At 48.2% G+C, this 24,691-nt stretch carries 22 protein-coding genes; 10 read left to right on the top strand and 12 right to left on the bottom strand.

Annotation, left to right across the window (positions count from 1 at the left end; translation table 11 throughout):
* Positions 1–145: 145 nt before the first annotated feature.
* The 3 genes from O3682_RS00375 to O3682_RS00365 all read right to left on the bottom strand — a co-directional run bounded on the left by O3682_RS00375 (position 146) and on the right by O3682_RS00365 (position 2,526).
* A complete protein-coding gene (locus O3682_RS00375; protein ID WP_371507978.1) occupies positions 146–931 on the bottom strand; it encodes a 1-acylglycerol-3-phosphate O-acyltransferase in 786 nt (261 codons plus the stop codon).
* Positions 932–995: 64 nt separating this feature from the next.
* Entirely contained in the window at positions 996–1,823 is an 828-nt protein-coding gene (mutM, locus tag O3682_RS00370) for a DNA-formamidopyrimidine glycosylase (RefSeq protein WP_371508121.1), read from the bottom strand.
* A 43-nt stretch (positions 1,824–1,866) separates the two neighbouring features.
* Positions 1,867–2,526, bottom strand: a complete 660-nt coding sequence (locus O3682_RS00365; protein WP_371507977.1) for a class I SAM-dependent methyltransferase — start codon at positions 2,524–2,526, stop codon at positions 1,867–1,869.
* Between the two features lie 156 nt (positions 2,527–2,682).
* Between O3682_RS00365 and O3682_RS00360 the strand changes: the two genes are divergently transcribed.
* Entirely contained in the window at positions 2,683–4,788 is a 2,106-nt protein-coding gene (locus O3682_RS00360; protein WP_371507976.1) for a LysM peptidoglycan-binding domain-containing protein, read from the top strand.
* A gap of 237 nt (positions 4,789–5,025) precedes the next feature.
* On the opposite strand, the gene O3682_RS00355 is transcribed toward O3682_RS00360, so the two are convergent.
* The 6 genes from O3682_RS00355 to gatC all read right to left on the bottom strand — a co-directional run bounded on the left by O3682_RS00355 (position 5,026) and on the right by gatC (position 11,073).
* Positions 5,026–6,030 (bottom strand): FAD-binding oxidoreductase, encoded by a 1,005-nt coding sequence (locus O3682_RS00355; protein WP_371507975.1) that lies wholly within the window; start codon positions 6,028–6,030, stop codon positions 5,026–5,028.
* A gap of 81 nt (positions 6,031–6,111) precedes the next feature.
* Positions 6,112–7,542 (bottom strand): Asp-tRNA(Asn)/Glu-tRNA(Gln) amidotransferase subunit GatB, encoded by a 1,431-nt coding sequence (gatB, locus tag O3682_RS00350; RefSeq protein WP_371507974.1) that lies wholly within the window; start codon positions 7,540–7,542, stop codon positions 6,112–6,114.
* Positions 7,543–7,643: 101 nt separating this feature from the next.
* Positions 7,644–8,264, bottom strand: a complete 621-nt coding sequence (locus O3682_RS00345) for a trimeric intracellular cation channel family protein (protein ID WP_371507973.1) — start codon at positions 8,262–8,264, stop codon at positions 7,644–7,646.
* A gap of 28 nt (positions 8,265–8,292) precedes the next feature.
* Entirely contained in the window at positions 8,293–9,168 is an 876-nt protein-coding gene (locus O3682_RS00340) for a VirK/YbjX family protein (RefSeq protein WP_371507972.1), read from the bottom strand.
* Positions 9,169–9,183: 15 nt separating this feature from the next.
* Positions 9,184–10,632 (bottom strand): Asp-tRNA(Asn)/Glu-tRNA(Gln) amidotransferase subunit GatA, encoded by a 1,449-nt coding sequence (gene gatA / locus O3682_RS00335; RefSeq protein WP_371507971.1) that lies wholly within the window; start codon positions 10,630–10,632, stop codon positions 9,184–9,186.
* Between the two features lie 150 nt (positions 10,633–10,782).
* Complete coding sequence (gene gatC / locus O3682_RS00330; protein ID WP_070608153.1) at positions 10,783–11,073, bottom strand: Asp-tRNA(Asn)/Glu-tRNA(Gln) amidotransferase subunit GatC; 291 nt, start codon at positions 11,071–11,073, stop codon at positions 10,783–10,785.
* A 225-nt stretch (positions 11,074–11,298) separates the two neighbouring features.
* Here gatC and O3682_RS00325 point away from each other — a divergent pair, with 225 nt between their 5' ends.
* From O3682_RS00325 to O3682_RS00295, 7 genes are all read left to right on the top strand, one after another.
* Positions 11,299–12,336, top strand: a complete 1,038-nt coding sequence (locus tag O3682_RS00325; protein ID WP_101755080.1) for a rod shape-determining protein — start codon at positions 11,299–11,301, stop codon at positions 12,334–12,336.
* A gap of 11 nt (positions 12,337–12,347) precedes the next feature.
* Entirely contained in the window at positions 12,348–13,190 is an 843-nt protein-coding gene (mreC, locus tag O3682_RS00320) for a rod shape-determining protein MreC (RefSeq protein ID WP_371507970.1), read from the top strand.
* Between the two features lie 4 nt (positions 13,191–13,194).
* A complete protein-coding gene (mreD, locus tag O3682_RS00315) occupies positions 13,195–13,695 on the top strand; it encodes a rod shape-determining protein MreD (RefSeq protein WP_371507969.1) in 501 nt (166 codons plus the stop codon).
* A 4-nt stretch (positions 13,696–13,699) separates the two neighbouring features.
* Complete coding sequence (gene mrdA, locus O3682_RS00310) at positions 13,700–15,748, top strand: penicillin-binding protein 2 (RefSeq protein WP_371507968.1); 2,049 nt, start codon at positions 13,700–13,702, stop codon at positions 15,746–15,748.
* The gene (gene rodA, locus O3682_RS00305; protein WP_371507967.1) at positions 15,741–16,892 is read left to right on the top strand and encodes a rod shape-determining protein RodA; all 1,152 of its coding nucleotides are present in this window, start codon (positions 15,741–15,743) and stop codon (positions 16,890–16,892) included. Before mrdA ends, rodA begins: the two co-directional genes overlap by 8 nt.
* A 1-nt stretch (position 16,893) precedes the next feature.
* Complete coding sequence (locus O3682_RS00300; RefSeq protein WP_049328611.1) at positions 16,894–17,553, top strand: MarC family protein; 660 nt, start codon at positions 16,894–16,896, stop codon at positions 17,551–17,553.
* Between the two features lie 80 nt (positions 17,554–17,633).
* The gene (locus tag O3682_RS00295) at positions 17,634–18,977 is read left to right on the top strand and encodes an aldehyde dehydrogenase family protein (protein WP_371507966.1); all 1,344 of its coding nucleotides are present in this window, start codon (positions 17,634–17,636) and stop codon (positions 18,975–18,977) included.
* A gap of 291 nt (positions 18,978–19,268) precedes the next feature.
* Here O3682_RS00295 and O3682_RS00290 read toward each other — a convergent pair whose 3' ends face one another.
* The 3 genes from O3682_RS00290 to mltG all read right to left on the bottom strand — a co-directional run bounded on the left by O3682_RS00290 (position 19,269) and on the right by mltG (position 22,501).
* Positions 19,269–20,549 carry a malic enzyme-like NAD(P)-binding protein gene (locus tag O3682_RS00290; protein ID WP_083306184.1) on the bottom strand — a complete coding sequence of 427 codons (1,281 nt, stop codon included), beginning with the start codon at positions 20,547–20,549 and terminating at the stop codon, positions 19,269–19,271.
* Between the two features lie 263 nt (positions 20,550–20,812).
* Positions 20,813–21,439, bottom strand: a complete 627-nt coding sequence (gene tmk / locus O3682_RS00285; protein WP_250580424.1) for a dTMP kinase — start codon at positions 21,437–21,439, stop codon at positions 20,813–20,815.
* A gap of 66 nt (positions 21,440–21,505) precedes the next feature.
* On the bottom strand, positions 21,506–22,501 hold the full coding sequence (gene mltG / locus O3682_RS00280) for an endolytic transglycosylase MltG (protein ID WP_371507965.1): 996 nt from the start codon (positions 22,499–22,501) through the stop codon (positions 21,506–21,508).
* 115 nt (positions 22,502–22,616) lie between these two features.
* Between mltG and ampD the strand changes: the two genes are divergently transcribed.
* Positions 22,617–23,183 carry a 1,6-anhydro-N-acetylmuramyl-L-alanine amidase AmpD gene (gene ampD / locus O3682_RS00275; RefSeq protein ID WP_371507964.1) on the top strand — a complete coding sequence of 189 codons (567 nt, stop codon included), beginning with the start codon at positions 22,617–22,619 and terminating at the stop codon, positions 23,181–23,183.
* A gap of 177 nt (positions 23,184–23,360) precedes the next feature.
* On the top strand, positions 23,361–24,629 hold the full coding sequence (locus tag O3682_RS00270; RefSeq protein ID WP_371507963.1) for a cell division protein ZipA C-terminal FtsZ-binding domain-containing protein: 1,269 nt from the start codon (positions 23,361–23,363) through the stop codon (positions 24,627–24,629).
* Positions 24,630–24,691: the final 62 nt, after the last annotated feature.

Here is a 24,691-nt window from a genome sequence, read left to right as displayed (position 1 = left end):
CTTGCATTCTAATGCAGGCCTATCGATTTGTATAATTTATAGTTCAAATAATATTAATTAAATCAAACTATCAATTCAATTAAACCGAAAACAGCTGTTTCTTTAAATGAAGGCCATCTGAAATAAAACAAGTACCTGACTGAAATTATTTTTTAGGTAAGGGCTGAACGGGAGAATCAGAAGCCACAATTTCGCCGATGGCTGTCTCCGCAATATCCTTCAAAGCATAGCGGTCTTTATCCGGCATGTCTGTCGGTTTGTACTGAGGCAAGAAATCCAAACGAATACGGATTTTCTTCATAGAAACAATGCGCCATAAAGACTGAAACAGATTTACCTCCGCATAGGATGGCAGATCCGTCCGTTGTCCTTCGCCATCATAATAGCGTAAGGTTACCGCCTGAATCGGCGCTTTCGCATCAATAGCCGATTGGAACAGGGCTGCCTTAAACGGCAAAATACCCAAACCGGAAGAAGTGCGCGCCTCGGGGAAGAAGCTGACATTCTGCCCTGCTTTCAATGCCGCACAAATCGCCTGATTAATCGGCTCGACATCACGGCGGGAATTGCGGTTAATAAACACCGTGCCGGCATTTTTACCCATTTTCCCCAAAACCGGCCAGCCGCTGATTTCCTTTTTTGCAATAAAACTGCTCGGATAAACGGCGCTCATGGCAAAAATATCCAACCAAGACACATGGTTAGCCACGACCAAAGTACCACTTACATTTCCTTGAGGCGGTACGCCGATTTCCAATTCGATATCCAAAGCATCCAACGCACCTTTTCCCAAAACAACCACGGCGTGATTGCGTTCCTCTGCATTGTTACCATCGATGGCACGCAAATCTCGAGCGGTTCTGAATAACCAAGCCGCCAAACGGCAAAGTCTGCCCAGTCGTTTTAAAAAAGGAGCTTTTTGTTTAGACATAAAATTTCTTCTGTATTGTGCTCATTATTTTCAGACGGCCTCTGACATTTAAGGCCGTCTGAAACTATTTCTGGCAATTTGGACAATAAAATGTTCCACGCTGCCCCAAAGTTTCTTTAAAAATCAGTCCGCCACATTGGACACAAGGCTCATTGTGGCGGCCATAGACCGTATATTCCTGCTGAAAATAGCCGCTTTTTCCATCGCTATTAACAAAGTCTCGCAGCGTACTGCCGCCGGTTTCAATCGCCCTTTGCAGAACCGCTTTAACAGTCTCTACCAATAATGCGCATTCTTTTTTGGTCAACTTATTCGCCGGACGCAATGGCGAAATACCTGCCTTAAACAGACTTTCATTCGCATAAATATTGCCGACGCCAACCACCACCGCATTATCCATCAGCGCTAATTTGACTGCACGCTTTTGGGTTTTCAATTTCTGATACAGGTAATTTGCATCAAAATCACCCGAGAGCGGCTCCGGCCCCAGTTTTTCCAACAAAGGATGATGTTCGGCAATACCCTCATACCACAACACCGCACCAAATTTACGCGGATCGTGATAACGCAATACGGTACCGTCATCAAATACAAAATCTAAATGATCGTGCTTATCCGGCGTGACGATACGCTCATCATTGGCGGTAAAAATCCGCAAACTGCCGGACATACCCAAATGAATAAGTAAAATACCCGTTTCAAAAGTAATAATCAAATACTTCGCACGCCGGTTGCATGCCAAAACTTTGCGACCGGCCAAAATTTGCGCCAAGTCTGGATGAATAGGCCATCTCAATTTAAACTGACGAATAATGACTTTTTCTATCTTTTTGCCATCAATATGCGGCACGATTCCGCGTAAAGTCGTTTCCACCTCTGGTAATTCAGGCATCATTATTCTCCAAATTCGTCATTATATATAGGCCGTCTGAAAACTATTCGGCCAAACGTGCCGTACTTAAAGCAACCGTATTGCCATCGAATGCAGATTCCAATTCAGGCAAAGGACGGACACCAATCAAATGTTTCGTTAAAACCACACCATACACCGCCGCACACTGTGGCCACCACCTATCCCCAGCCTTTTCCATAAACCGCCAGAACTTCAAAGCAGATGGCGAATTCACCGCAGGCAGATAATCCATAAACTGCCCATATTCCATTTCAAAACCAATATCTGCAATTCTTCGTTTCAACTCAGCCAGAACCAAACATTGAGATTTCATAGGCAGTCTTTTGCCATCAAACCACGAGCTCAATCCCCACAAAGATTTAGGGTTAAACCCCGTCAAAATCAACCTGCCCTCGGGTTTTAATATCCTAAATACTTCTTTCAATACCAAATCCGCAGTTGAAATTTCCAAAAAATGGGGCATCAATAACACATCCACGGAATGCGTTTCAAATGCCAATATTTCAGCATCCATCCGCACATCGCGCGGCACCACAATCATATTTTCAGACGGCCTCTGCCATATACCGCCTAATTGAACCGCCACTTGACCGTTCAAATATTGCAAATGCCGTCTAAAAAAATCCGCCTCTTTTTGAGCAAGATATTGCCCCATTGGCGTTTGCATAAAAAAAGTTTCCATTAAATGCTCCCCTATGCATCCCGACTTGTGTGACAGAATTTTAACACCACGACCACATCATACACGCAAATTCCCTGCCCGACTTGACGTTTGAATGCTGAAACGATACCATCGAAAGGACAAAATTTTATTATATATTTGATAACTCTATTTACTATGGCAAAACTAAAAACCATCGTTCTGACCGTTTCAAGCCTGTCGGCAGTTTCCGCCACAGCCTACGCGCAAAACGCTACGCCCAACCAAGTCGGCATGGCAATGATGCGCCTCAACTCTTCCCTGCTCGACCAAGCCAAAGCACAAACCTTCGGCTCTGGTAGCTTGTGGGCATCCTTACGTAAAGACTTCCGTATTAACGAAGTCAACACAGAACTGGTTCGCCGCCATGAAAACAAATTTGCTGCAAACAGTGCATATTTCGACCGCACCATCTCCCGCAGCAAACCTTATATGTACCATATTGCCAATGAAGTTAAAAAACGTAATATGCCCGCCGAAATCGCTTTGCTGCCTTTCATTGAAAGCGCATTCGTAACCAAAGCCAAATCACACGTCGGCGCATCCGGCCTGTGGCAATTTATGCCGGCTACCGGCCGCCACTTCGGCTTGGAAAAAACACCTTTGTATGACGGCCGCCACGACGTTTACGCCGCTACCGATGCTGCATTGAACTACCTGCAATACTTGCACGGTATGTTCGGCGACTGGTCTTTGGCCCTTGCCGCTTACAACTGGGGCGAAGGTAATGTTGGTCGCGCCGTAAGCCGTGCCCGCGCGCAAGGTTTGGAGCCGACATACGAAAACCTGCGTATGCCGAACGAAACACGCAACTACGTTCCAAAACTTTTGGCCGTCCGCAATATCGTTGCCAATCCGCAAACCTTCGGTATGAATATCAGCGAAATCAGCAATCAGCCGTATTTCAAATCTGTCAGCATCGACAAACCTATTGATAACAGCACAATTGCTCGCTTTGCAAACATCAGCGAAAGCGAACTGTTGGCGCTCAACCCAGGTTTCAATGCCCCGGTATTCATCCCTAAAAACAATCGTCGTCTGTTGTTACCGGTTTCTGCGGTTTCCGCATTTGAGAAGAACTACCGCAATGCCAATCCAGATACCCTGATGTCTTGGGATATTTATACTGCTTTGGGCAACAAAAAGCTTAATGCCATCGCCAACGATACCGGCATGAGCGTAGCCGAACTCAAACGCCTCAACGGCCTGAGCGGCAGCGCCATTTCTGAAGGCCGCAGCATTTTGGTGGCTAAAAACTCAGCTACCCAAAGCCAAGACATTATTAACTTTATCGACAAAGACAATACGCCGGATACTTACCAATCCAATATGCCGGCCATGTCTCCGATTATTGCTTCCAACGTAGTAGAACCGGTTAAAGTCGCTCAAAATACCGTGAACAATATTGTTGCACCTGTTGTTCCACAGTCCAGCAAACCGGTTGACTTTATTGCACGCAGCAAAGCTGAAAACGTTACTTCCGTAGCGGTAACAGAAACCAAAGCGCAGCCTCAAGTTGCAAATGCGGAAGTAGCCGCCCCTGTTGTAGCTACGCCCCACACTGCTGAGCCTGCTGCTACAAATGTTGCAGAAGCACCCAAAGCAGCTATCCCTGCAGACTTGACTGCACCGACTGTTGCCGCAAACGATGTAGCCCCTACTCCTGCAGTTGAATCTATTGCTGCTGCGCCGGCTCAAGAAGAGCATGATGACCTGATGGCCTTAGTACAAAGCCGACCTGCAGATGAACCTGCAGCGACTGTTGCTGAAGCGACTCCTGAAGCCAAACAAGTTCAAACTGTTGTCACTGCCGAAAGCGCTCGTACAGAACGTATCGCAGCCAATACCGTTAAACAACAAAGCCGAATCAATGCACGTCTTGCCCGTGTAAGTGGTCAACAAAACACACAAACTGCAGCACTTGCAGCAGGCACACACCGCGTGGAAGATGGTGATACGCTGTTTAACATCTCCAAACGTTACAACTTAAGCGTAGCCGATTTGATTATTGCCAACAACATCAAAGGCAACAATATCAAAAAAGGCCAAATCCTCCGCGTTACAGCTGCTCCGGCAAAAGTCCGCAGCAACCCGATTCAAAACGTTTCCTACACTGTACGCAAAGGCGATACTTTGAACACCATTGCCAGCCGTTTCAATGTTGATGTTAATGATATTCGTCGTTGGAACCGCAATACCCGTACGGTGACCCCTGGTCAACGTTTGAAACTGATGGGTAGCTAATACTTACTTCAAAACAAAAGCCGTCTGAATTATTCAGACGGCCTTTTTCTTTATGGTAAATAATAAATTCAATTTTTAAAAATAAAATAGCTATCTCTTCACGCCATAAACATCAATGCAATAACTACCATATAGAAAAAAGAGTGTGTAAAAACACACTCTCCTCTTCAAACAGATTGCCATCAAATTCTACTCTTAACACCTGCATTCAAACATATAAATCCTGTATACATATGATTATGCCGGTGAAAAAGCATCACAGAAGAAGGCATCTTCCGGTAAAGCGCATTTTTGAGTCAGCAAACTTTGTGCACTCTCCGTCATAGCTGGTGACCCGCAAGCATAAACTTCATATTGGCTCAAATCAGGATAATTTTGTGCGGCAACATTTTGCACGTATCCATTCTCCCCTTTCCAATCGGAATCAGGCTTAGAAAGAACAGGCGAGAATTTCGCATTTTTCAGACGGCCTATTAATGCTTCTGCTTCTTCCAATGCATACAAATCCTCCTGCTGACGTGCCCCCCAGTAAAAATGAACCTGACGTTCGCTATTCTGATGAATCAAATCAAGCAAAATACTGCGGATAGGTGCGTAACCCGTACCCGTTGCCAACAAAATCATCGGTTTATTGCTGTCTTGTTGCAAAGTAAACGTACCCAATGGGCCTTTAACGCGGACAATGCCTTTTTCTTTGATTTTAGGCTCGGCACCAAAAATCATTTCCGAACATACGCCGTTTTCACGTTTGCGGATATGCAGCTCCAAAACGCCCTCCTGGTCAGACGAATTGGCGATTGAATAGCTGCGGCTGATATTGCCGGGAAGCAGCAAATCAATATATTGTCCGGCATAAAATGCAAATGACGGCGCTTTAGGCAAAGCCAATCTCAACAAAGCAACATCCTGTTTGATTTCAATCGTCTCAATGCGCACAGGCAAAGTGCGCACAGGCAAAGCATTCGGATTAAACCCCGGCACATTGATTTTCAGGTTGCTCTTCGCAGTAGTGCAGCACAATAGCACTTTACCCTGCGCTTTTTCTTCTGCGCTGATGGCTTTATCGATATGATCGCCCATTTCAAATTCGCCACTCATTAACTCGGCCTTACATTGTCCGCAAGCGCCACTTTTGCAAGAATGGGGTAAATTTAAATTCTGACGTGTCGCGGCAGCAAGAACGGTTTCATCCTCGTTTGCCGTAAATGTGATTTGATCTGATAAGGTAATAGTATGTGTCATGGTATTTAGAATAATTTTAGAATCAAAAATAAAGGCCGTCTGAAAAATAAGACCTATTTTTCAGACGGCCTGTCCTATCTATCAAGCTAATTTGGCTTTAATCAGCTCTTGAACTTGAGCCGGATTGGCCTTGCCTTTACTTGCTTTCATCACTTGGCCGACAATCGCATTCAGGGCTTTCTCATTACCGGAACGGAATTGCTCAATGGCTTTCGCATTGTTTGCCAACACTTCATCTACCATCGCTTCAATTGCACCAGTGTCAGTAATTTGTTGCAAACCATGTTTCTCGATGATCTCAGCAATACCTGCTTCAGGCTCTGCCCACATTGCTTCAAAAGCTTTTTTCGCCAGTTTGCTGCTTAATGTTCCATCTGCAACTTTAGCAACCAACTCAGCAAGACGTGGAGCTGTAATCGGGCTTTCAGTCAGTTCCAAACCTTCTTTGTTCAAGGTAGCGGCAAGCTCGCCGTTCATCCAGTTTGCAGTCAATTTACCTTGGCCACAGGCTTTGGCCGCTTCTTCAAAATAGGCGGCTTGAGCGCGGCTGGCAGTCAACAGACGTGCATTATAGTCAGACACGCCGTAATCGGCAACAAAACGCGCCGCCATTTCATGTGGCAATTCAGGCATTTCGTCCTTGGCTTTTTGCAACTGGCCGTCTGAAATAATGACCGGCAACAAATCCGGATCCGGGAAATAGCGGTAATCGTGCGCATCTTCTTTCAAACGCATCACACGGGTTTCGCCTTTTTCAGGGTCAAACAACATGGTTGCCTGCTGTACTTTACCGCCGTCTTCCAAGATTTCAATTTGCGCTTCCACTTCATAATTGATGGCTTGTTCCAAGAAGCGGAAAGAGTTGAGGTTTTTGATTTCACGGCGTGTACCAAACTCTGCCTGACCTTTTGGACGTACAGAAACGTTGGCATCAACACGGAACGAGCCTTCCGCCATATTACCGTCGCAAATATCCAGCCAAGTCACCAAACCGTGTAACGCTTTAGCGTATGCCACGGCTTCGGCTGCGGAACGCATTTCAGGCTCGGAGACAACTTCCAACAAAGGCGTACCGGCACGGTTCAAGTCGATACCGGTGGCACCGTTCAAACCTTCATGTACGGATTTACCCGCATCTTCTTCCATGTGCGCACGGGTAACATTGATGGTTTTAACCTCATCGCCTACTACAATTTCCAGTTTGCCGTGTTCAACAATCGGCAAATCCAACTGGCTGATTTGATAGCCTTTTGGCAAATCAGGATAAAAATAGTTTTTACGGTCGAATACGTTTTTCTGGTTGATTTTCGCATCCAAAGCCAAACCGAGTTTGATGGCTTTTTCGACGACTTCGCGGTTCATTACCGGCAATACGCCCGGCAACGCACACTCAACCACGCTGGCGTGGGCATTAGGCTCGGCACCGAATGCAGTGGATGCGCCGCTGAAGATTTTGGATTGGGTGTTGAGTTGGACGTGGATTTCCAGTCCGATTACGGTTTCCCAAGTCATAAGGGCCTTTCTGTCGAAAAAAAGTTAATCGGTTAAATAAGTAATTCGTTTTTCAGACGGCCTGAATAAAAAAACATAACAGGCCGTCTGATAAGATAAGTTTATTTCCTGCGGCGTTGGAAACCAGGCAGTTGCCAATGGAAACGGTATGCAGTCAGGCGAAACAACAATCCGCCGGCAAAAAGCAGGTTTAACGTAAAGATATTAATCCAGCCCAAATGTCCGAACAGATAAATCAGCCCGCCAATTAAAATGGCCACGCTGCCGTAAAGGTCGGTGCACAAAATCATCGGCACATCATTGACCAAAATATCGCGCGCAATACCGCCGCCAACGGCTGTCACAAAAGCCAAAGAAATAACGCCGAACAGATTGAGCTGCAAGGCCATACCGATTTGTGCGCCGGTAATGCTGAACGCTGCCAAACCGACGGCATCGGCAATAATAAAAGCAGCGGCCAAATAGGTGCTGCGATAACGTTGCACCCTTATCAACCATGCAATGGCAAACGTGGCAAACACAACAATCAGCGCATCGGTTTGCAAAAATACTTGCGGAATCCGGCCGACCAAGCTATCGCGTATCATGCCGCCGCCGACAGCCGTCAGTAACGCAGTAATGACGACACCGAGTACATCCAAACGCTTGTTGTAGCCGACCAAATAGCCGGAAATGGCAAACGCGGCCGTCCCAATGATTTGAATGAAGTCGGTTGTATTCATATATATGTTTAATTCATCAGATGATAGTTTATTTTATAGGCACTAAACCATTTCTTATTTGCTCTTCTATTTCATCTAACATCTGATAACGCTTACGATACATAGACCGTTTTTTGCTTTCAATTTCCTCAAAATCTTTACGTACCGGCTCTTTTGGAAGATGCCATAATCCATCAACACCTTTTTGAGCACCATGCTCCTGCCAAAATTGGTCATAGTTCATTTTGACACGTTTCTTCAAGCGCCAACGTAGCTTAACTTGTCTATCTTGTGTGATACCAATCACACCATCCAGCTTTAATGCAATAGCAAAATATTGCAATGCATGCACCATCAATTGCTGAGGACGCAATCCATGTAGCTTCTTAGTTAAACCCCGTACAGTATCTTTCGCCTCTTCTCCTGCTGGCCCCTGAAGAGAGGCTGCAAGCAGCATATTATTTACAAAGGCGAATGTTGTCATATACAGACGTTTTCCATTGCTTTCTCGTAAAGAAAGAGACCACATTCCCTCATCGACGCAATTGTCATTTCGGTTAAGCCAAATCTCAAGGCCGTCTGAAGGTTTTGCCAAAACAATATAAAAGGAACGGGTTTTCATACCCATTACTCTTTCTTTTCCAAACAGCTTTTCTGCAGCCTCAAAATCTGACTGCATAATTTTTAGCCTATCTTGACCACCAAGTTTCTTATCAACAAACTCATGTATCAAAGGATAGGCATCTTGGGGCATTTGACTAAAAAAACTTTGGCATATTTCTGAAGCATTTACAAACTGCTCAAATGCCTTAATTTCTTTACGATACCACAATGTCCGCAATGTAAATTTTAAATGTTGCGTTTTAAACTTTGGAGCATTCTGATAAACAGTTTTAAATCCCGGAAAAGAAAACTTTTCAGGCATATAGACTCCCTACCCTTATTCCGGCGCTTTAGTGTGCCAATCGCTGTTCAATTGAACCTGATGTGCGGCACCCAAAATTTTGGCTTCGGAGAAATAGTTGCCGATAAATTGCACACCAATCGGCAGGCCGTTTGCGCTGAAACCGGCTGGCAGAGTCAATGCGGGCAAACCGGCAAGGTTCACGGCGATGGTGTAAATATCGGACAAGTACATTTGTACAGGGTCGTGGATGTCGCTGCCGAGTTTCGGCGCGGCAGTCGGCGCAGTCGGCGCCAGAATGAAATCACATTGACCAAAGGCCGTCTGAAAATCATTGGCTACAAGGTGACGCAGTTTTTGCGCTTTCAAGTAGTACGCATCGTAGTAACCATGACTCAATACATAAGTACCGATCATGATACGGCGTTTGACCTCGCTGCCGAAACCTTCGGCACGGGTGTTGCTGTACATTTCTTCCAAATCGCCGAATTGCGCTGCACGATGGCCATAACGTACGCCGTCGAAACGGGATAAGTTAGTACTTGCTTCCGCAGAGGCGAGAACGTAATAAGCAGGGATCGACAATGATGTTTGCGGCAGGGAAACCTCAACAGTCTCCGCGCCTTGTGCTTTGAGCAAATCGATAACGCTTTGTAAGGCCGTCTGAACATCGGCATCTGCGCCTTCGCCGAAATATTCTTTAGGCAAACCGATTTTCAAACCTTTGAGCGGCTTGTCCAAATCACGGGTGTAATCTTCTTTGTCGCGCTCCAAACTGGTGGAATCGCGCTCGTCAAAGCTGGCCATGGCGTTCAACAAAATCGCACAGTCTTCGGCCGTTTGCGCCATAGGGCCGGCTTGGTCGAAGCTGGAAGCATAAGCAACCATACCGAAACGTGAAACCGTACCGTAAGTCGGCTTGATACCGGTAATACCGCAATGCGATGCAGGCTGACGGATAGAACCGCCGGTATCCGAACCCAACGCAGCAGGTGCCAAACGCGCCGCAATCACGGCAGCCGAACCTCCTGACGAACCGCCGGGAACATGTTCAAGATTCCATGGGTTTTTGGTTGCGCCGTAGAACGAAGTCTCATTGGTCGAACCCATGGCAAATTCGTCCATATTGGTACGGCCAAGAGTAACCATGCCGGCATCCAACAAGTTTTGCACCACAGTGGCAGTATAAGGAGAAACAAAGTTATCCAACATTTTGGAGCTGCATGCACTGCGCCAACCTGTTTGGCAGAAAATATCTTTGTAAGCAACCGGCACACCGGTCAAAGCCGTTGCATTGCCGGCTGCGATACGCGCATCGGCTGCTTTGGCTTCAGCAAGGGTCTTATCTTGATCGATGGTAACGTAGCCGTTGATGGCAGGGTTTTTCGCAGCAATAGCGGTCAAATATTCGGTCGCCAATTCGACTGCGGAAATTTGTTTGGATTGCAGCAGGCTGCTGGCTTGTTTGAGCGTGTAAGCGGTCATTGTGCCGTACTTTCTATAAAACAGTTTTTGCTTTCAAAACAGATATTGAAAACATCCGTTTAAATCAATAAATCGGGCCGTCTGAACAAAGTATCCTTTCAGACGGCCTTGCAATAGGGGCTTGCCGATAAGCAAAGGCCGTCTGAAACCTTATTCTTCAATCACTTGAGGAACGATATACAGGCGGTTGCGCACTTCTGGGGCAACAGCCTGATATTCTGCAGCGTGGTCAGTTTCAGTCACTTTATCTTCGCGCAGACGCAAAGCGGCTTCGTGCGGATGCGCCATGGGTTCGATGCAGTCGGTATTGACGCTTTGCATGTTTTCAACCATGGCAAAAATGTCGTTCAACTCGGCAAGCGTTTTGTTTTTTTCTTCGTCCGTTAAAGTGAGGCGCGAGAGTTTTGCGATTTTTTCCACATCATTTAAGCTTAAAGCCATAAAAAATCCTTGTCTGATAGCAATGCACCTTGGGTTTGGGGTATCATTGCATTTCGTCTTCTATGAAGCGAAGAATTATAACCGAAAACCAAACAGGTTGGCATGGTGTTTTAATTCAGACGGCCTTTAAAGGGTGCATTTATCCGTCTAAAACCGTGTACCTGTTTTTCTTATTTTAAATAATGCTAAACACATCCGGGCTGGGCCGGAATTTCAGGAATCCTAATGTTTCGTCTTTTATCTCGTTTCCTCTCCAATGATATTGCCATCGACTTGGGCACGGCCAACACGCTGATTTTTGTACGCGGCAAAGGGATTGTTTTGGATGAGCCGTCCATGGTTGCGATTCAATCCGGCACAGGCAATAAAAGTAAAATTATGGCAGTGGGCACGGAAGCCAAAAAAATGCAGGGCCGCGCGCCGCGCAATATCGAAATCGTCCGCCCGATGAGAGACGGTGTAATTGCCGATTTTGTGATTACCGAGCGTATGCTGGGTATGTTGATTAAAAAAGCCACTGAAGGACGGTCTTTGGTTCCGCCCCGTGTGGTTATCTGTGTTCCGGGCGGCTCTACCCAAGTAGAACGTAAAGCGATTTTGGATTCGGCGTTTGCCGCCGGCGCGGCAAGCGTGCATTTGATTGAAGAACCGATGGCCGCCGCTTTGGGCGCAGGCTTGCCGATTGAAGATGCGGCAGGTTCGATGATTGTCGATATTGGTGGCGGTACGACTGAAATCGGCATTCTTTCACTGGGCGGTATGGCCTATTCTGCTTCTGTCCGCGCAGCCGGCGATGAATTCGATAAAAGCATCATCCATTACCTGCGTCGCCATCGCGGTGTCTTGATTGGCGAAGCTACAGCCGAAGAATTGAAGAAACAAATCGGCTCTGCCTCGGGCTTTGAAACCGAAACAGCCATGCGCATTAAAGGCCGTGATCTGGCTGAAGGCACGCCTAAATCCTTGGCAGTTACTTCAGATGAAATCCGTGAAGCATTGAGTGAAACGGTGAATCAAATCATCCGTGCCGTCCGTCTGGCTTTGGAACAGGCTCCGCCCGAACTGGCCGGCGACATCGCCGACCGCGGTATTATGCTGACCGGCGGCGGCGCGCTTCTGCACGGTATCGATACCGTCTTGGCCGACGCAACCGGCCTGCCCGTCGGTATTGCCGACCAGCCTCTGAACTGCGTCGCCTATGGTGCCGGTAAGGCTTTGGACTATATTGGCAAATGGGATACCGTGTTTACGGAAAACCCATAAGGTAGATGGTTATGGAACGCTCTTCTTTGCGCTTTGACGAGGCAAAAGGCTCTAAGCTGTTGCCTCGTTTTGTCGTTTATATCGCTCTGGCTGCCGGCCTGATGGTGGCAGATTACCGCTTTTCATTGATGCAGCCTGTACGTGCTGCAGTAATGCCCATGCTCTATCCTGTTCAATGGCTGGCAAATCAACCTGTTCAACTTTATCAATATTTTGCCGACCTCTCCCAGTCCAAATCCGAGCTCTTGGAACAAAATCGCCAACTTCTGGAAGAAAATGGCCGTCTGAAAATCGATTTGCAGCGGGATAAAGTCAATACCGATGAATTGCGCGAATTAAAAAAACTGTACGGTTTGCAACAAAAAGGTATTCACAACGTTATCGGTGCGGAAGTCATTTCCAATGGTAAAGATCCGCTTTCCGAAAGACTGATTATCGGCAAGGGCGGCCAAGATGGTTTGAAAGTTGGCGATGCGGTCATCGATCAAAGCGGTTTGATTGGCCTATTGACACAAGTTCACACACAAAGCGCGGAAATTGAACTGATCTCAAGCGGACAAAGCATTGTCCCCGTAGCCGTCAGCCGCACCGGCGAACGCAATTTGGCATACGGCAATGGCAACGGTTTGGATTTGCGCTATTTCCCAACCGGCTCAGACTTGAAACCCGGCGATATTCTGCTGACTTCCGGTTTGGACGGTACTTATCCGGCGGGGATTCCCGTTGCAACTGTCAGCAAGGTTGTCCGCGCATCAGGAACGCCTTATTACGATACGCAACTGACGTCTTTGGCCGCTTTACGCAGCAGCCGTTTTGTCTTGGTACTTTCTTCCGGCCCTTCTTCCCCACGCTGATTTCATGAACGATTTTGACGATTCTTACCGTGCAGTACCGCTGCACATCATGGCGGCCAGTCTCATTATGATGATGATACTGGACTTTATGCCGTTTTCCTTTGACGGATTCTTCTGGCTGCCTGAAATGACGGCACTGATGTTGCTGTATTGGGCATTGCACCAACCGCAACGCGCAGGCATGGGACTGGCTTTTGCCATCGGTCTGATTGTCGATGCAGCAACCGCCGCGACTTTGGGATTACATGCCCTGTCTTACGTCGTGATGACTTATTTCATCTTAAACCGCCGCCGCCAAATCATGCTTTACGGCCATATTATGCAATTGGCCGCTGTCTTGGCTGCGCTGCTTCTCAATCAGGCCGTCTTAACTGTTGCCCGTCTGTTCCTCAATCATCAGGTCATTACTTTGCAAGGCTTTGTTGCCCCATTTGTCGGCGCATTACTTTGGCCGATACTCAGCCAGCTAATGTTGATTGTGACCCGTATTTACCGCTCCCACTGAAAAGATGAAACCGACTCTTCCACGCCGTCTTTCCGGTGGTCAACATACCAAGAAACCTTCCGCTCAGGCAGCACAAGCCGACGCTTTGTTGCGCCTGCTCGTTGCTTTTATCCTGATCGTCATCTTCTTTTCCATCTTGCTGGCGCGGTTCTTTTACCTGCAAGTGACTCAGCACAACGAGTTTTCCGGTCAAGCATCGAGCAACCGCATCACCCTGATTCCAACGCCGCCCGTACGCGGCGAAATCGTCGATATCAACGGCGTTCCTTTGGCCAAAAACTATCCTGTCTTTTCGCTCGAAGTTATTCCCAGCCGCATCGAAGGCAAGATGGAAGATGTCATTGAAGCATTGAAAAAATACGTCGATATCACGCCGACAGATTTAAAACGCTTCAAAAAATACCGCGAAAGCTATAGAAAATTTGAAAATATCCCACTCAAACTCAAACTGACCGATGAAGAAGCCGCCCGTTTGTCCGTACATCTGCGCGAATTCAAAGGCGTAGAGGTCAATTCACGCACTTTCCGCGAATATCCTTACGGCAAACTGACTTCCCATTTCTTAGGCTATATCGGCCGTATTAGCGACAAAGACAAAGAAATGCTGGAAGAAGAAGGCCTGACCGCCCTCTACCGCGGCAGTACACATATCGGCAAATCCGGCTTGGAAAAATATTACGAACACCAGCTTCATGGCATTCCAGGCTATCAGGAAGTCGAAAAAGACGCTTACGGCAACATCGTCCGCGTATTGAAAAATGTTCCGTCCAAAATGGGGCAAACCTTGCGCCTAGGTATGGATATCCGTATGCAACAGGAAGCCGACCGCATCTTGGGCGACCGCCGTGGCGCATTGGTGGCCATCAATCCGCAAGACGGTACTGTTTTGGCTTTTGTTTCCAAACCTTCCTTTGATCCCAACCTCTTTATTGACGGCATCGACAGCGACACTTGGAAAATGCTGAATGACGATTGGAAAAAGCCTTTGATCAACCGCGTTACCCAAGGCCTTTATCCGCCGGGTTCTACATTCAAACCCTTTATGGGCATGGCTTTGTTGGAAAGTGGCAAAATTACTCAAAACACTATCGTCCCTGCACCCGGCGCATGGAGCATACCCGGCAGCCGCCATATCTTCCGCGACTCCGTCCGCAGCGGTCACGGCTCGGCCAACTTGAGCAAAGCCATTCAAGTATCCTCAGATACCTTCTTCTACCGTTTGGGTTACGAAATGGGTATCGATAAAGCCTCTCCGTATCTGGCGCAATTCGGTTTCGGCCAGAAAACCGGCATTGACCTGCCCAGCGAATACACAGGCGTTTTGCCCAGCCGCGAATGGAAAGCCAAACGCTTTGCCAAATCTTCCGACCCGACTGCCAAAGAATGGCGCGCCGGCGAAATGGTTTCCGTCAGTATCGGCCAAGGCTACAACGCCTACACGCCTTTGCAAATGGCACATGCGACAGCTTCTCTGGCCAACAACGGTGTCGTTCATCAGCCGCATTTGGTCAAAGAAATATTGGATTTCGGCGCGCGCAAAATTACCCGTATCAATCCTAATCCCGAACGTCAAATTCCGTTCAAAGCCGACAACTTCGAATACGTCAAACGCGCAATGGAGAAGGTATTAAAACCGGGCGGTACGGCGCACCGTATCGGTGGCGGACTCGCCTATACGATGGGCGGTAAAACAGGTACGGCCCAGGTCGTACAAATCAAACAGGGCGGCCGCTACAATGCCGCAGCCCTGCGCGAACAACACCGCGACCACGCATGGTTTATCTCGTTTGCGCCATTGGAAAAACCTGAAATCGCCATTGCCGTGATTTTGGAAAACGGCGGCTGGGGTGCGTATGCCGCGCCATTGGCTCGTGAAATGACTGATTTTTATATGTTTAACGTCAAGCCGCAACAGTTTTCAGACGGCCTTGAGTCAGATTCGGCCAAAACTAAAACAACGGACAAGCATCAGCCTATTACCAGCATTTTCCAATCTGCCTACGGACTGACTCCGACAAGCCCTGCCTCACAGCCGGAGGTTCATCATGAATAACACATCAGCGTGGAAAAATTTCAAATCCACCATTGCAGCCCCGATTGACCCTTGGCTGTTTTTTGCCATGCTCGCCATCTACATCATGAGCCTGTTCCTGCTCTATTCTGCAGACGGGCAAGAGTTCGGCCAATTGGAAAACAAAACCATCCATACCGTTTTGGGCTTTGCCCTTTTATGGATTATCGCCGTATTCAAACCGCAAACGGCTGCCAAAGTTGCCCTGCCTATTTACATTGTCGGCGTACTACTGCTGATTGGCGTCGAAATCGCTGGCGTTACCGTCAACGGCTCGACCCGTTGGCTGAGTCTCGGCTTTACCCGTATCCAACCTTCCGAAATCATGAAAATCGGTATTCCCATGACTGTGGCGTGGTATTTCCAACGCTATGAAGGCCGTCTGAAATGGATACATTATATTGTCGCCCTTGTGCTGATTCTTGCTCCTGTCGCCCTGATTTTGAAACAGCCCGACCTCGGTACAGCCGCGCTGATTATGGCTTCGGGTATTTTTGTCATCTTCTTTGCCGGATTGCCTTGGAAGGCTATTTTTGCCGCTATTATTGCCTTTGTAGCCACCTTGCCGCTCTTGTGGAATTACGGCATGCACGACTATCAGAAAACCCGCGTCCTCACCCTGCTCGACCCAACCAAAGACCCATTAGGTGCAGGCTACCACATCATCCAATCCATGATTGCCATCGGCTCGGGCGGCGTATGGGGTAAAGGTTGGCTCAATGGTACGCAAACCCATTTGGACTATATTCCCGAATCAACGACTGACTTTATTTTCGCGGTATTCGGCGAAGAATTCGGTCTGATTGGCAATATCCTTTTACTGCTGGTTTACCTTATCATTCTGGCACGCGGATTGTGGATTGCCGCGCAAGCGCAATCCCTTTACAGCCGTACTCTGGCAGGTGCGTTGACCATGACTTTTTTCTGTTATGCCTTTGTAAACATGGGCATGGTCAGCGGTATTTTGCCCGTTGTCGGCGTCCCCCTCCCCTTGGTAAGCTACGGCGGTACAGCTACGCTTTCCATCATGGTGGTACTCGCCCTGTTGATGGGTATTGCTAATGAACACAAAAACCTCCGCCGCCGTAATGCGGATAACGATGACCTAACTGAAAGCGAGGAATAATATGGAACTGGGTGTAGAAATCGGCAAGCTGCTTGTGGCATTTCTCGTGCTGATTAATCCTTTCAGCGCGCTCTCAATCTATCTTGATCTGACACAAAACCACAGCACCAAAGAAAAGCGCAGAATCGCGCGTACTGCCGCATTGGCCGTTTTCATCGTAATCATCGTCTTTGCACTGAGCGGCGGTATCTTGTTGAAAGTACTCGGCATCAGCGTCGGCTCTTTCCAAGTCGGTGGCGGGATTCTGGTTTTGCTGATTGCCATCTCCTTAATGAACGGCAACGACAACCCGGCCAAACCCAAAATTGATCCCCATTCAGAAGAACATCAAAGTGCGCAACAAGTCCGCCGCAATGAAAAAGCCATTGCCGTCGTACCCATTGCCATTCCGATTACCATCGGTCCCGGCGGTATCTCCACTGTCATCATTTATTCCTCTGCCGCCAAAAATTACAGCGATATTGCCCTAATTATCATCTCCGGCTTTTTGGTCAGCCTGATTTGCTATTTCATTTTGGTCGTGGCCGGACGCATCAGCAAACGCTTGGGCACTACCGGCCTGACCATCCTCAACCGCATCATGGGCATGATGCTTGCCGCCATTTCCGTAGAGATTATTGTTGCCGGCTTAAAATCCATTTTCCCCCAACTGGTCGCTTGAAGTACAATCATCACAATAAAAGGGCCGTCTGAAACATTTTCAGACGGCCTCATAAAAACATAAAAACAAAGGAGCCAATCATGTTTCACAGCACCCATGTCTTCACCGGAGAAACCATTTACCGCCGACCAGCGCAAAGCTATACCGAATTCACCGACGAATTAAACCGCCTCCAAACCCTTCAACAAACCTTCGCCCAATCAAGCATTATCGAGCGCACCGCACTCTTACAGCAATTTGCCGACAGCCTTACCCAAAACCAAGAACGCCTTGCCGAAATGGTTTGCGAAGAAGTCGGACGCTGCCTGCACGAATGCCGTGCCGAAATCAGCAAATCCATCGAGCTTATCCGCTACTACGTCCGCCTTGCCCCCGAACTGCTTGCCCATAAAACCATCGCCACCCAAGCCAGCCTCAGCCAAGTCCGCTTCGAGCCTTTGGGCGTTGTTTTGGCGGTCATGCCGTGGAATTACCCTGTTTGGCAGATTTTACGATTTGCCATCCCTGCCCTGTGCGCCGGCAATGCCTGTGCGGTCAAACCTGCGCCCAGTGTCGCCCGCGTCAGCGAGGTCCTCTTCGGTCTTGTCCCCGAAGGTTTGCCGCTTATCGGCGCATGGTTAAGCCATGAAGACACGCTTCAAGCCATTGAAGATACCGATGCCGTGGCATTTACCGGTTCGACCCATACCGGCCGCCTGCTGGCCGCACATGCAGGCAGACATCTGAAAAAAACTGTCCTTGAACTAGGCGGCAGCAATCCGTTTATCATCCTGCCCGATGCCGATCTGCAACGTGCAGCCATCGATGCCTGCTATTCGCGTTTCCGTGATGCCGGACAATCCTGCAATGCCGCCAAACGCATCATCGTTACCCAAGATATTGCCGAACAGTTTATCCCGCTTTTCCTTGCTGAGTGCGCCAAACTGCAAACCGGCAACCCCAAAGACCCGAACACCACCCTTGCCCCACTTCACCGCCAAGACCTGCGCCAAAACGTGCACGAGCAGGTTCAAGATGCAGTTGCACACGGCGCGCAATGCTTGAGCGGCGGCTATATTCCTGATGGACAAAGCTGGTTTTACCCGGCTACCGTCTTGGATCGAGTCAATCCAAACTGCCGCGTTTGGCACAAAGAAGTCTTCGGCCCGGTCGCCATGATCTTACGCGCCGACAATCCGGATCACGCCGTTGCGCTTGCCAATGACACACCTTTCGGCCTCGGCGCCTGTATCTACACAGCCGACACGGCAAACGCATGGCAATACGCTGAAAAAATCCAAGCAGGCTCTGTCTTTATCAACCGCCACACCAGCAGCGACTTGCGCCTCCCCTTTGGCGGCGTCAAAGATTCAGGCTACGGACGGGAACTATCCGAATTCGGACTGTACGAATTCGTCAACGTCAAAACCTATTGGCAAAAATAAACTGTTTCATTAACTCAGGCCGTCTGAAAACCCAATTTCAGACGGCCTGATGTTGTTTAAAAAGCTGGCAAAAATATTGTATTTAATCCCATACAAATTCTGCAAAATCAAAATACTTCAAAAATAAGAAACCTATCTTTTAGAAAGCAATTCATATTCCCACGTCGATTTTGAATCAGCAGATTAGTCACGATTTTTACATTAAGCCGTTTCTAAAATACCCAATAAACAAAAATGCCGTCTGAAATACAACTTTCAGACGGCATTTTCAATCAAATACTACTTACCGGATTACAATTTCAAACCGGCCAGTTTAGCAGCGTACGCATCCAAATCAGCGATTGGACGGGTAGCTACGCCGCTTTCCATAGCTGCTTTAGCGGTAGCAGAAGCAACGCGAGGCAACAGGCGGGAGTCGAATGGGGTAGGAATCAGGTATTCCGCACCGAATTCAAATTTCTTACCGTAAGCGGCAACCACTTCTTCAGTTACCTCTTCCATCGCCAAATCAGCCAAAGCATACACGCAGGCGCGTTTCATTTCTTCGTTGATGGTGGTCGCGCCGACATCCAATGCGCCACGGAAGATGAATGGGAAGCACAATACGTTGTTCACTTGGTTCGGGAAGTCTGAGCGGCCGGTACCGATCACCACATCCGGACGGGTTTCTTTTGCCAAAGGAGGCAGAATTTCCGGATTTGGGTTTGCCATGGCGAACACGATTGGTTTTTCGTTCATGGTGTTCAGCATTTCAGGAGTCAGCAGGTTTGCACCGGACAGACCCAAGAAGATATCTTTACCTTTAACGGCATCAGCCAATACGCGTTGGCCGTTATCTTCAATGGCGTAGAACTGTTTGGACTCGTCCATACGGTCTTTGTCTTCGCGAGTTTTGTAAATCACGCCTTTGGAGTCGCAAACGGTCACGTTTTCGCGTTTCAAACCCAAATCCAGCAATTGGTTCAAGCAGGCAATCGCTGCGGCACCTGCGCCGGAGCACACCAAAGTCGCTTCCTCAATTTTGCGGCCTGTATAACGCAAAGCGTTCAATACAGCGGCAGCGGTAATGATGGCAGTACCGTGTTGGTCGTCGTGGAATACAGGGATTTTGCAACGTTTGCGCAATTCGCGTTCGATGTAGAAGCACTCAGGCGCTTTGATGTCTTCGAGGTTGATGCCGCCGAAAGTTGGCTCCAAAGAAGCGATGATGTCTACCAATTTTTGTGGGTCTTTTTCATCGATTTCGATATCGAATACGTCAACACCGGCGAATTTTTTGAACAATACACCTTTGCCTTCCATTACAGGTTTACCGGCCAATGCGCCGATGTTGCCCAAACCCAACACTGCGGTACCGTTGGAAATCACGGCAACCAAGTTGCCTTTGGCTGTGTATTTGTAGGCAGTTTGAGGATCGGCATGGATTTCCATACAAGGAGCGGCTACGCCCGGAGAGTACGCCAACGCCAAATCTTTAGAAGTGGCCAGAGATTTGGTTGGGGTAACGGAGATTTTGCCCGGCACGGGGAATTCGTGGAACTGCAGGGCGGCTTCTTTTAATGAATTTTCCATTTATCGATCCTGTTTGCGAGAGAGATTTTACAGCGAACAAGTCTGAAACAGGCTGCTTCAGACGTTTAAAATTTCTAAAGTCGGGTTGTTAACAGACCGGCTTTGTAAGGGACCGTAATTTTATCATGTTCTTTTGGTGGCGCATACCGATATTTATTACATTTGTTTTGATATTTCGTTTTATTTGGTTTTATGTCTAAAAACTTCTGTAATAATATTTCTTCGCTACACTACCCTTCTTTCAGACGGCATTTTATTTAAACTTAAACATTCAATCCAAAATGACTGTCTAGCGCGGTTTCAATCTGATTTTTTACTGCATCCAGACTTTGGCTGCTGTCGATGACGGCATAGCGTTCTGGCTGTTCGTTAGCACGTTGCAGATATACTTCGCGCACCCGATTGAAAAACTCGGCTTCTTCTTGTTCAAAGCGGTCTTTCTCACGCGTTTGATTGATTCGCGCCATTGACACTTCCAAAGGCACATCCAACAGCAAAGTTAAATCTGGGCGGAAATCGCCCTGCACCCAATGCTCAAGCATGGCAATATCTTGCAAGGGAACGCCTCGTCCGCCGCCTTGATAGGCAAACGTTGCATCGGTAAAGCGGTCGGAAACGACATGTGTGCCGTTTTTTAGGGCAGGCAGAATGACGGTTTCCAAGTGTTGCTGTCTGGCGGCAAACATCAGCAGGGTTTCAGTACGCAGGCTGACTTGGGTGGCAGGGTTGAGCAGGATTTCACGCAATGCTTCTCCGGCCGGAGTGCCTCCCGGTTCGCGCGTAAACAATACGGGCAGTTGGTGTTTCTCAAACCATGCTTTCATTACGGCGAGGTTGGTGGATTTGCCTGCGCCGTCTATGCCGTCAAGGGTAATAAATCTAGGTTTCATATGGATATCGTCAATTTAAAGGCCGTCTGAAACAGGATTATAAATGTTTCAGACGGCCTATTCGGTTTATTTCTTCAAAATATATTTGCGTACGGCAGCGTTGTGTTCAGAAAGGTTGTGGCTGAACTCGCTCAAGCCCGTACCATCCATTTTTGAGACGAAATACAGATATTTTTCATCAGACGGATGACCCGCCGCTTCAAGCGCGGCCTTGCCGGGAAGCGCAATCGGCGTCGGCGTCAAACCGCTGCGCGTATAGGTATTGTAAGGCGTATCGCGTTGCAGGTCGGCTTTGCGGATTCTGCCTTTATACGCATCGCCCATGCCATAGATAACGGTCGGGTCGGTTTGCAGGCGCATGCCGATATTCAGGCGGTTGACGAATACGGCGGCCACATGGGCGCGGTCGTCTTCGTGCGCGGTTTCTTTTTCAATCAGACTCGCCATAATCAGCATTTCGTACGGATTTTTATAAGGTAGGCCGCTTTGACGATCTTCCCATGCTTCTTGCAGGTTTTCCCGCATTTTACGGTAAGCGATTTTGTAAATTTGAAGATCGCTGCCGCCGGCATCAATTTCGTAACTATCCGGGAAAAACTGTCCTTCAGGATTGCTGCTCAAAGCATCGGGCGCTACTTCGGCCATCAGTTTTTCATCGCTCCAACCGCGCGTATCGTGGGCAATATCGGCAGTGTTGTCGATAATACGGCGCATTTGTGCAAACCGCGCGCCTTCCAAAATTTGCACGCTGACCGAGTCAGGACGGCCTTTTTTAATGCGTTTTAAAATGTCCCAAGCCGATACTTTGGCAGACAGGCGGTAAGAGCCGGCATTGAGTTGGTTGTGTACGCCCATCACATATGCGGCGGCTACCAGCACATAACGGTTATAAACAATGCCGTCTTGAGCCAGTTTACGGCTGACGGAAGAGATACCTTGATTCTTAGCAACGGTAATACGGTATGGTTTGCCGTTGTTTTTCGGAACAAACAACAATGCGGCAACCACGGCGGCAAATGCCGTCAAAAATACGGCCAGCCATTTCAACAATTTTTTCAGCATGGTAGGATTCTTGGTTTGTGAACGTGTCGGGCGACAGTATAACCGAAAACAAGCGCATTAAGCCTGCCACCTTCCCCAACGTATGTTTTCCTATCCCGAAAGGCCGTCTGAAACCATGAATTCCCCTTCCAAAAACATTTGGCAAAACGGCCGTTGGCTGAATGCACGCCAAACTCATTCGCCCAATTTCAGCCCGCGCGAGCCGGATGAAAACGTCTCATTGGTTGTCCTCCACAATATTTCCCTCCCTCCTTTTGAGTACAACACAGGGGCAGTGGAAAAATTGTTTACCAACCAAATCAACCCTGACGAGCACCCTTTTTTCAGCATCATTCACACCTTGCGCGTCTCCAGCCATTTTTTCATCAGCCGTAAGGGCGAAACCGTCCAATTCGTTTCCTGCGACGACATGGCCTATCATGCCGGCGTATCGTCGTTTCAAGGCAGAGAAAAATGCAATGCCTTTTCCATCGGTATCGAATTGGAAGGCTGCGATTTCGAGCCTTTTACCGAAGCACAATACACCAGCCTGCAAGCCTTGCTGACCGCCATTTCCGAACATTACCCGATTCAGGCCGTTACCGGCCATCAAGACATCGCGCCGGACAGGAAAACCGATCCCGGACATTTCTTCGATTGGCCTCGCCTTCAAAAAGCAGGTTTCCCCATCCGGCGCGGATAACTTTCAGACGACCTGAACAATGATTGGCAGACATAATGCTGTCACAACCGTTTATTTTCGTTATAATTCAGCTATTCATTCGGACGCATAAAGTCCGGCTCCAACGAACTTCCCACGCAGCAAGATTCCGCACCCTGAAAAAGACGGAATGCTGCCTTTTTAAAAAGTGATTACTCCATGATTTTCATCGTCTTAGCCCTCGCCGCTCTTTTGGCGGTCATCGGTTACAACATGTACCAGGAAAACCAATACCGCAAACAAGTGCGCGAACAATTCGGCCATTCCGATAAGGATGCACTTTTGACCAGCAAAACCAAGCACGTCCGCGACAGCAAAGAAACCGGCGGCCAAGGTTTGTTTATCAAGAAAAACAAAAAAACCGAAGAGGCATTGCGCAACCTGCAAGAGCAAGATGAAATCTACGCGGCCAAAGCCAAACTGGCTCACCCTGCCCAACTTAAAACCGATGTCGAGTTGACTGTGGAAGACGACTTTTCCGCAGAAGAAAAAGTCCAACACACCGTTATCGGCTTAAACAACGAAATTACCGTCAGCCCTACCGAAGCCGCTTCTGCTCCGGTTGAAACCGCAGCCGAGCCTGTGGCACAAGTACCATTGATCAGCTTGGACGAATTGTCGCAAGTCGAGCTGCCTTGGTTTGACCCGCGCTTCGACTACATGGCCTACATCTCCCTGAAACAAGCCCAAGAATTGCACGCCCTGCCGCGCCTTTCCAGCACTCACCGCTTCCAAATCATCGGTTGCACCATGGACGACCATTTCCGCGTTGCCGAGCCGATTCCGGGCGTTTACTACCAAGGCTTCGTTATGGGCCTTCAGGCTGTCAGCCGCAACGGTTTGGCCGCGCGTGAAGAGCTGCAACACTTCGACCAACAGGTTGATGCTTTTGCCCAACTGATGGACGGCAAAGTTTTGCATACCGACTTGGACGCGTTCACCGAAGTCGCGCAAGCCCTCGACCAATTCTGTGCGCGTGTTGACCAAACCATCGCCATTCACTTGGTTTCCCATTCCAATATCAGCGGCGTAGAGTTGCGTGCCGCCGTGGAAGATACAGGCTTCAAACTAGGCGAAGACGGCGCGTTCCACTTCGGTGACAACAACAACCCTCAACTGTTCTCCATCCATACTTTGGACAACAAACCGTTTACCAATCCTCTGTTGGACAACCAAGCCTACCGCGGTTTCAGCATGCTTTTGGATATTCCGCATGTTCCTGCCGGCGAAAAAACTTTCGACAAATTTATGGACTTGGCAGTCAAACTCTCCGGCCAACTTAGCTTGGATTTGGTTAACGACCAAATGGAAGAAGTTTCCACTCAATGGCTTAAAGACGTACGCAACTACGTTTTAGCCCGTCAGGAAGAAATGCTTAAAGTCGGTATCAAACCCGGCAGTAAACAAGCCCTGCGCCTGTTCTCTTAAACTTCCCCAATCAAAAAGCGGATATGCAATGACGGCATATCCGCTTTTTTTCAGGTAAAATC

The organism is Neisseria sp. 27098_8_112 (genome assembly GCF_041433235.1).
In the GTDB taxonomy this organism is placed as follows: Bacteria; Pseudomonadota; Gammaproteobacteria; order Burkholderiales; family Neisseriaceae; genus Neisseria.
Note: the sequence above shows the minus strand (reverse complement) of the source record. Positions and strands in the feature narration are given on the sequence as shown.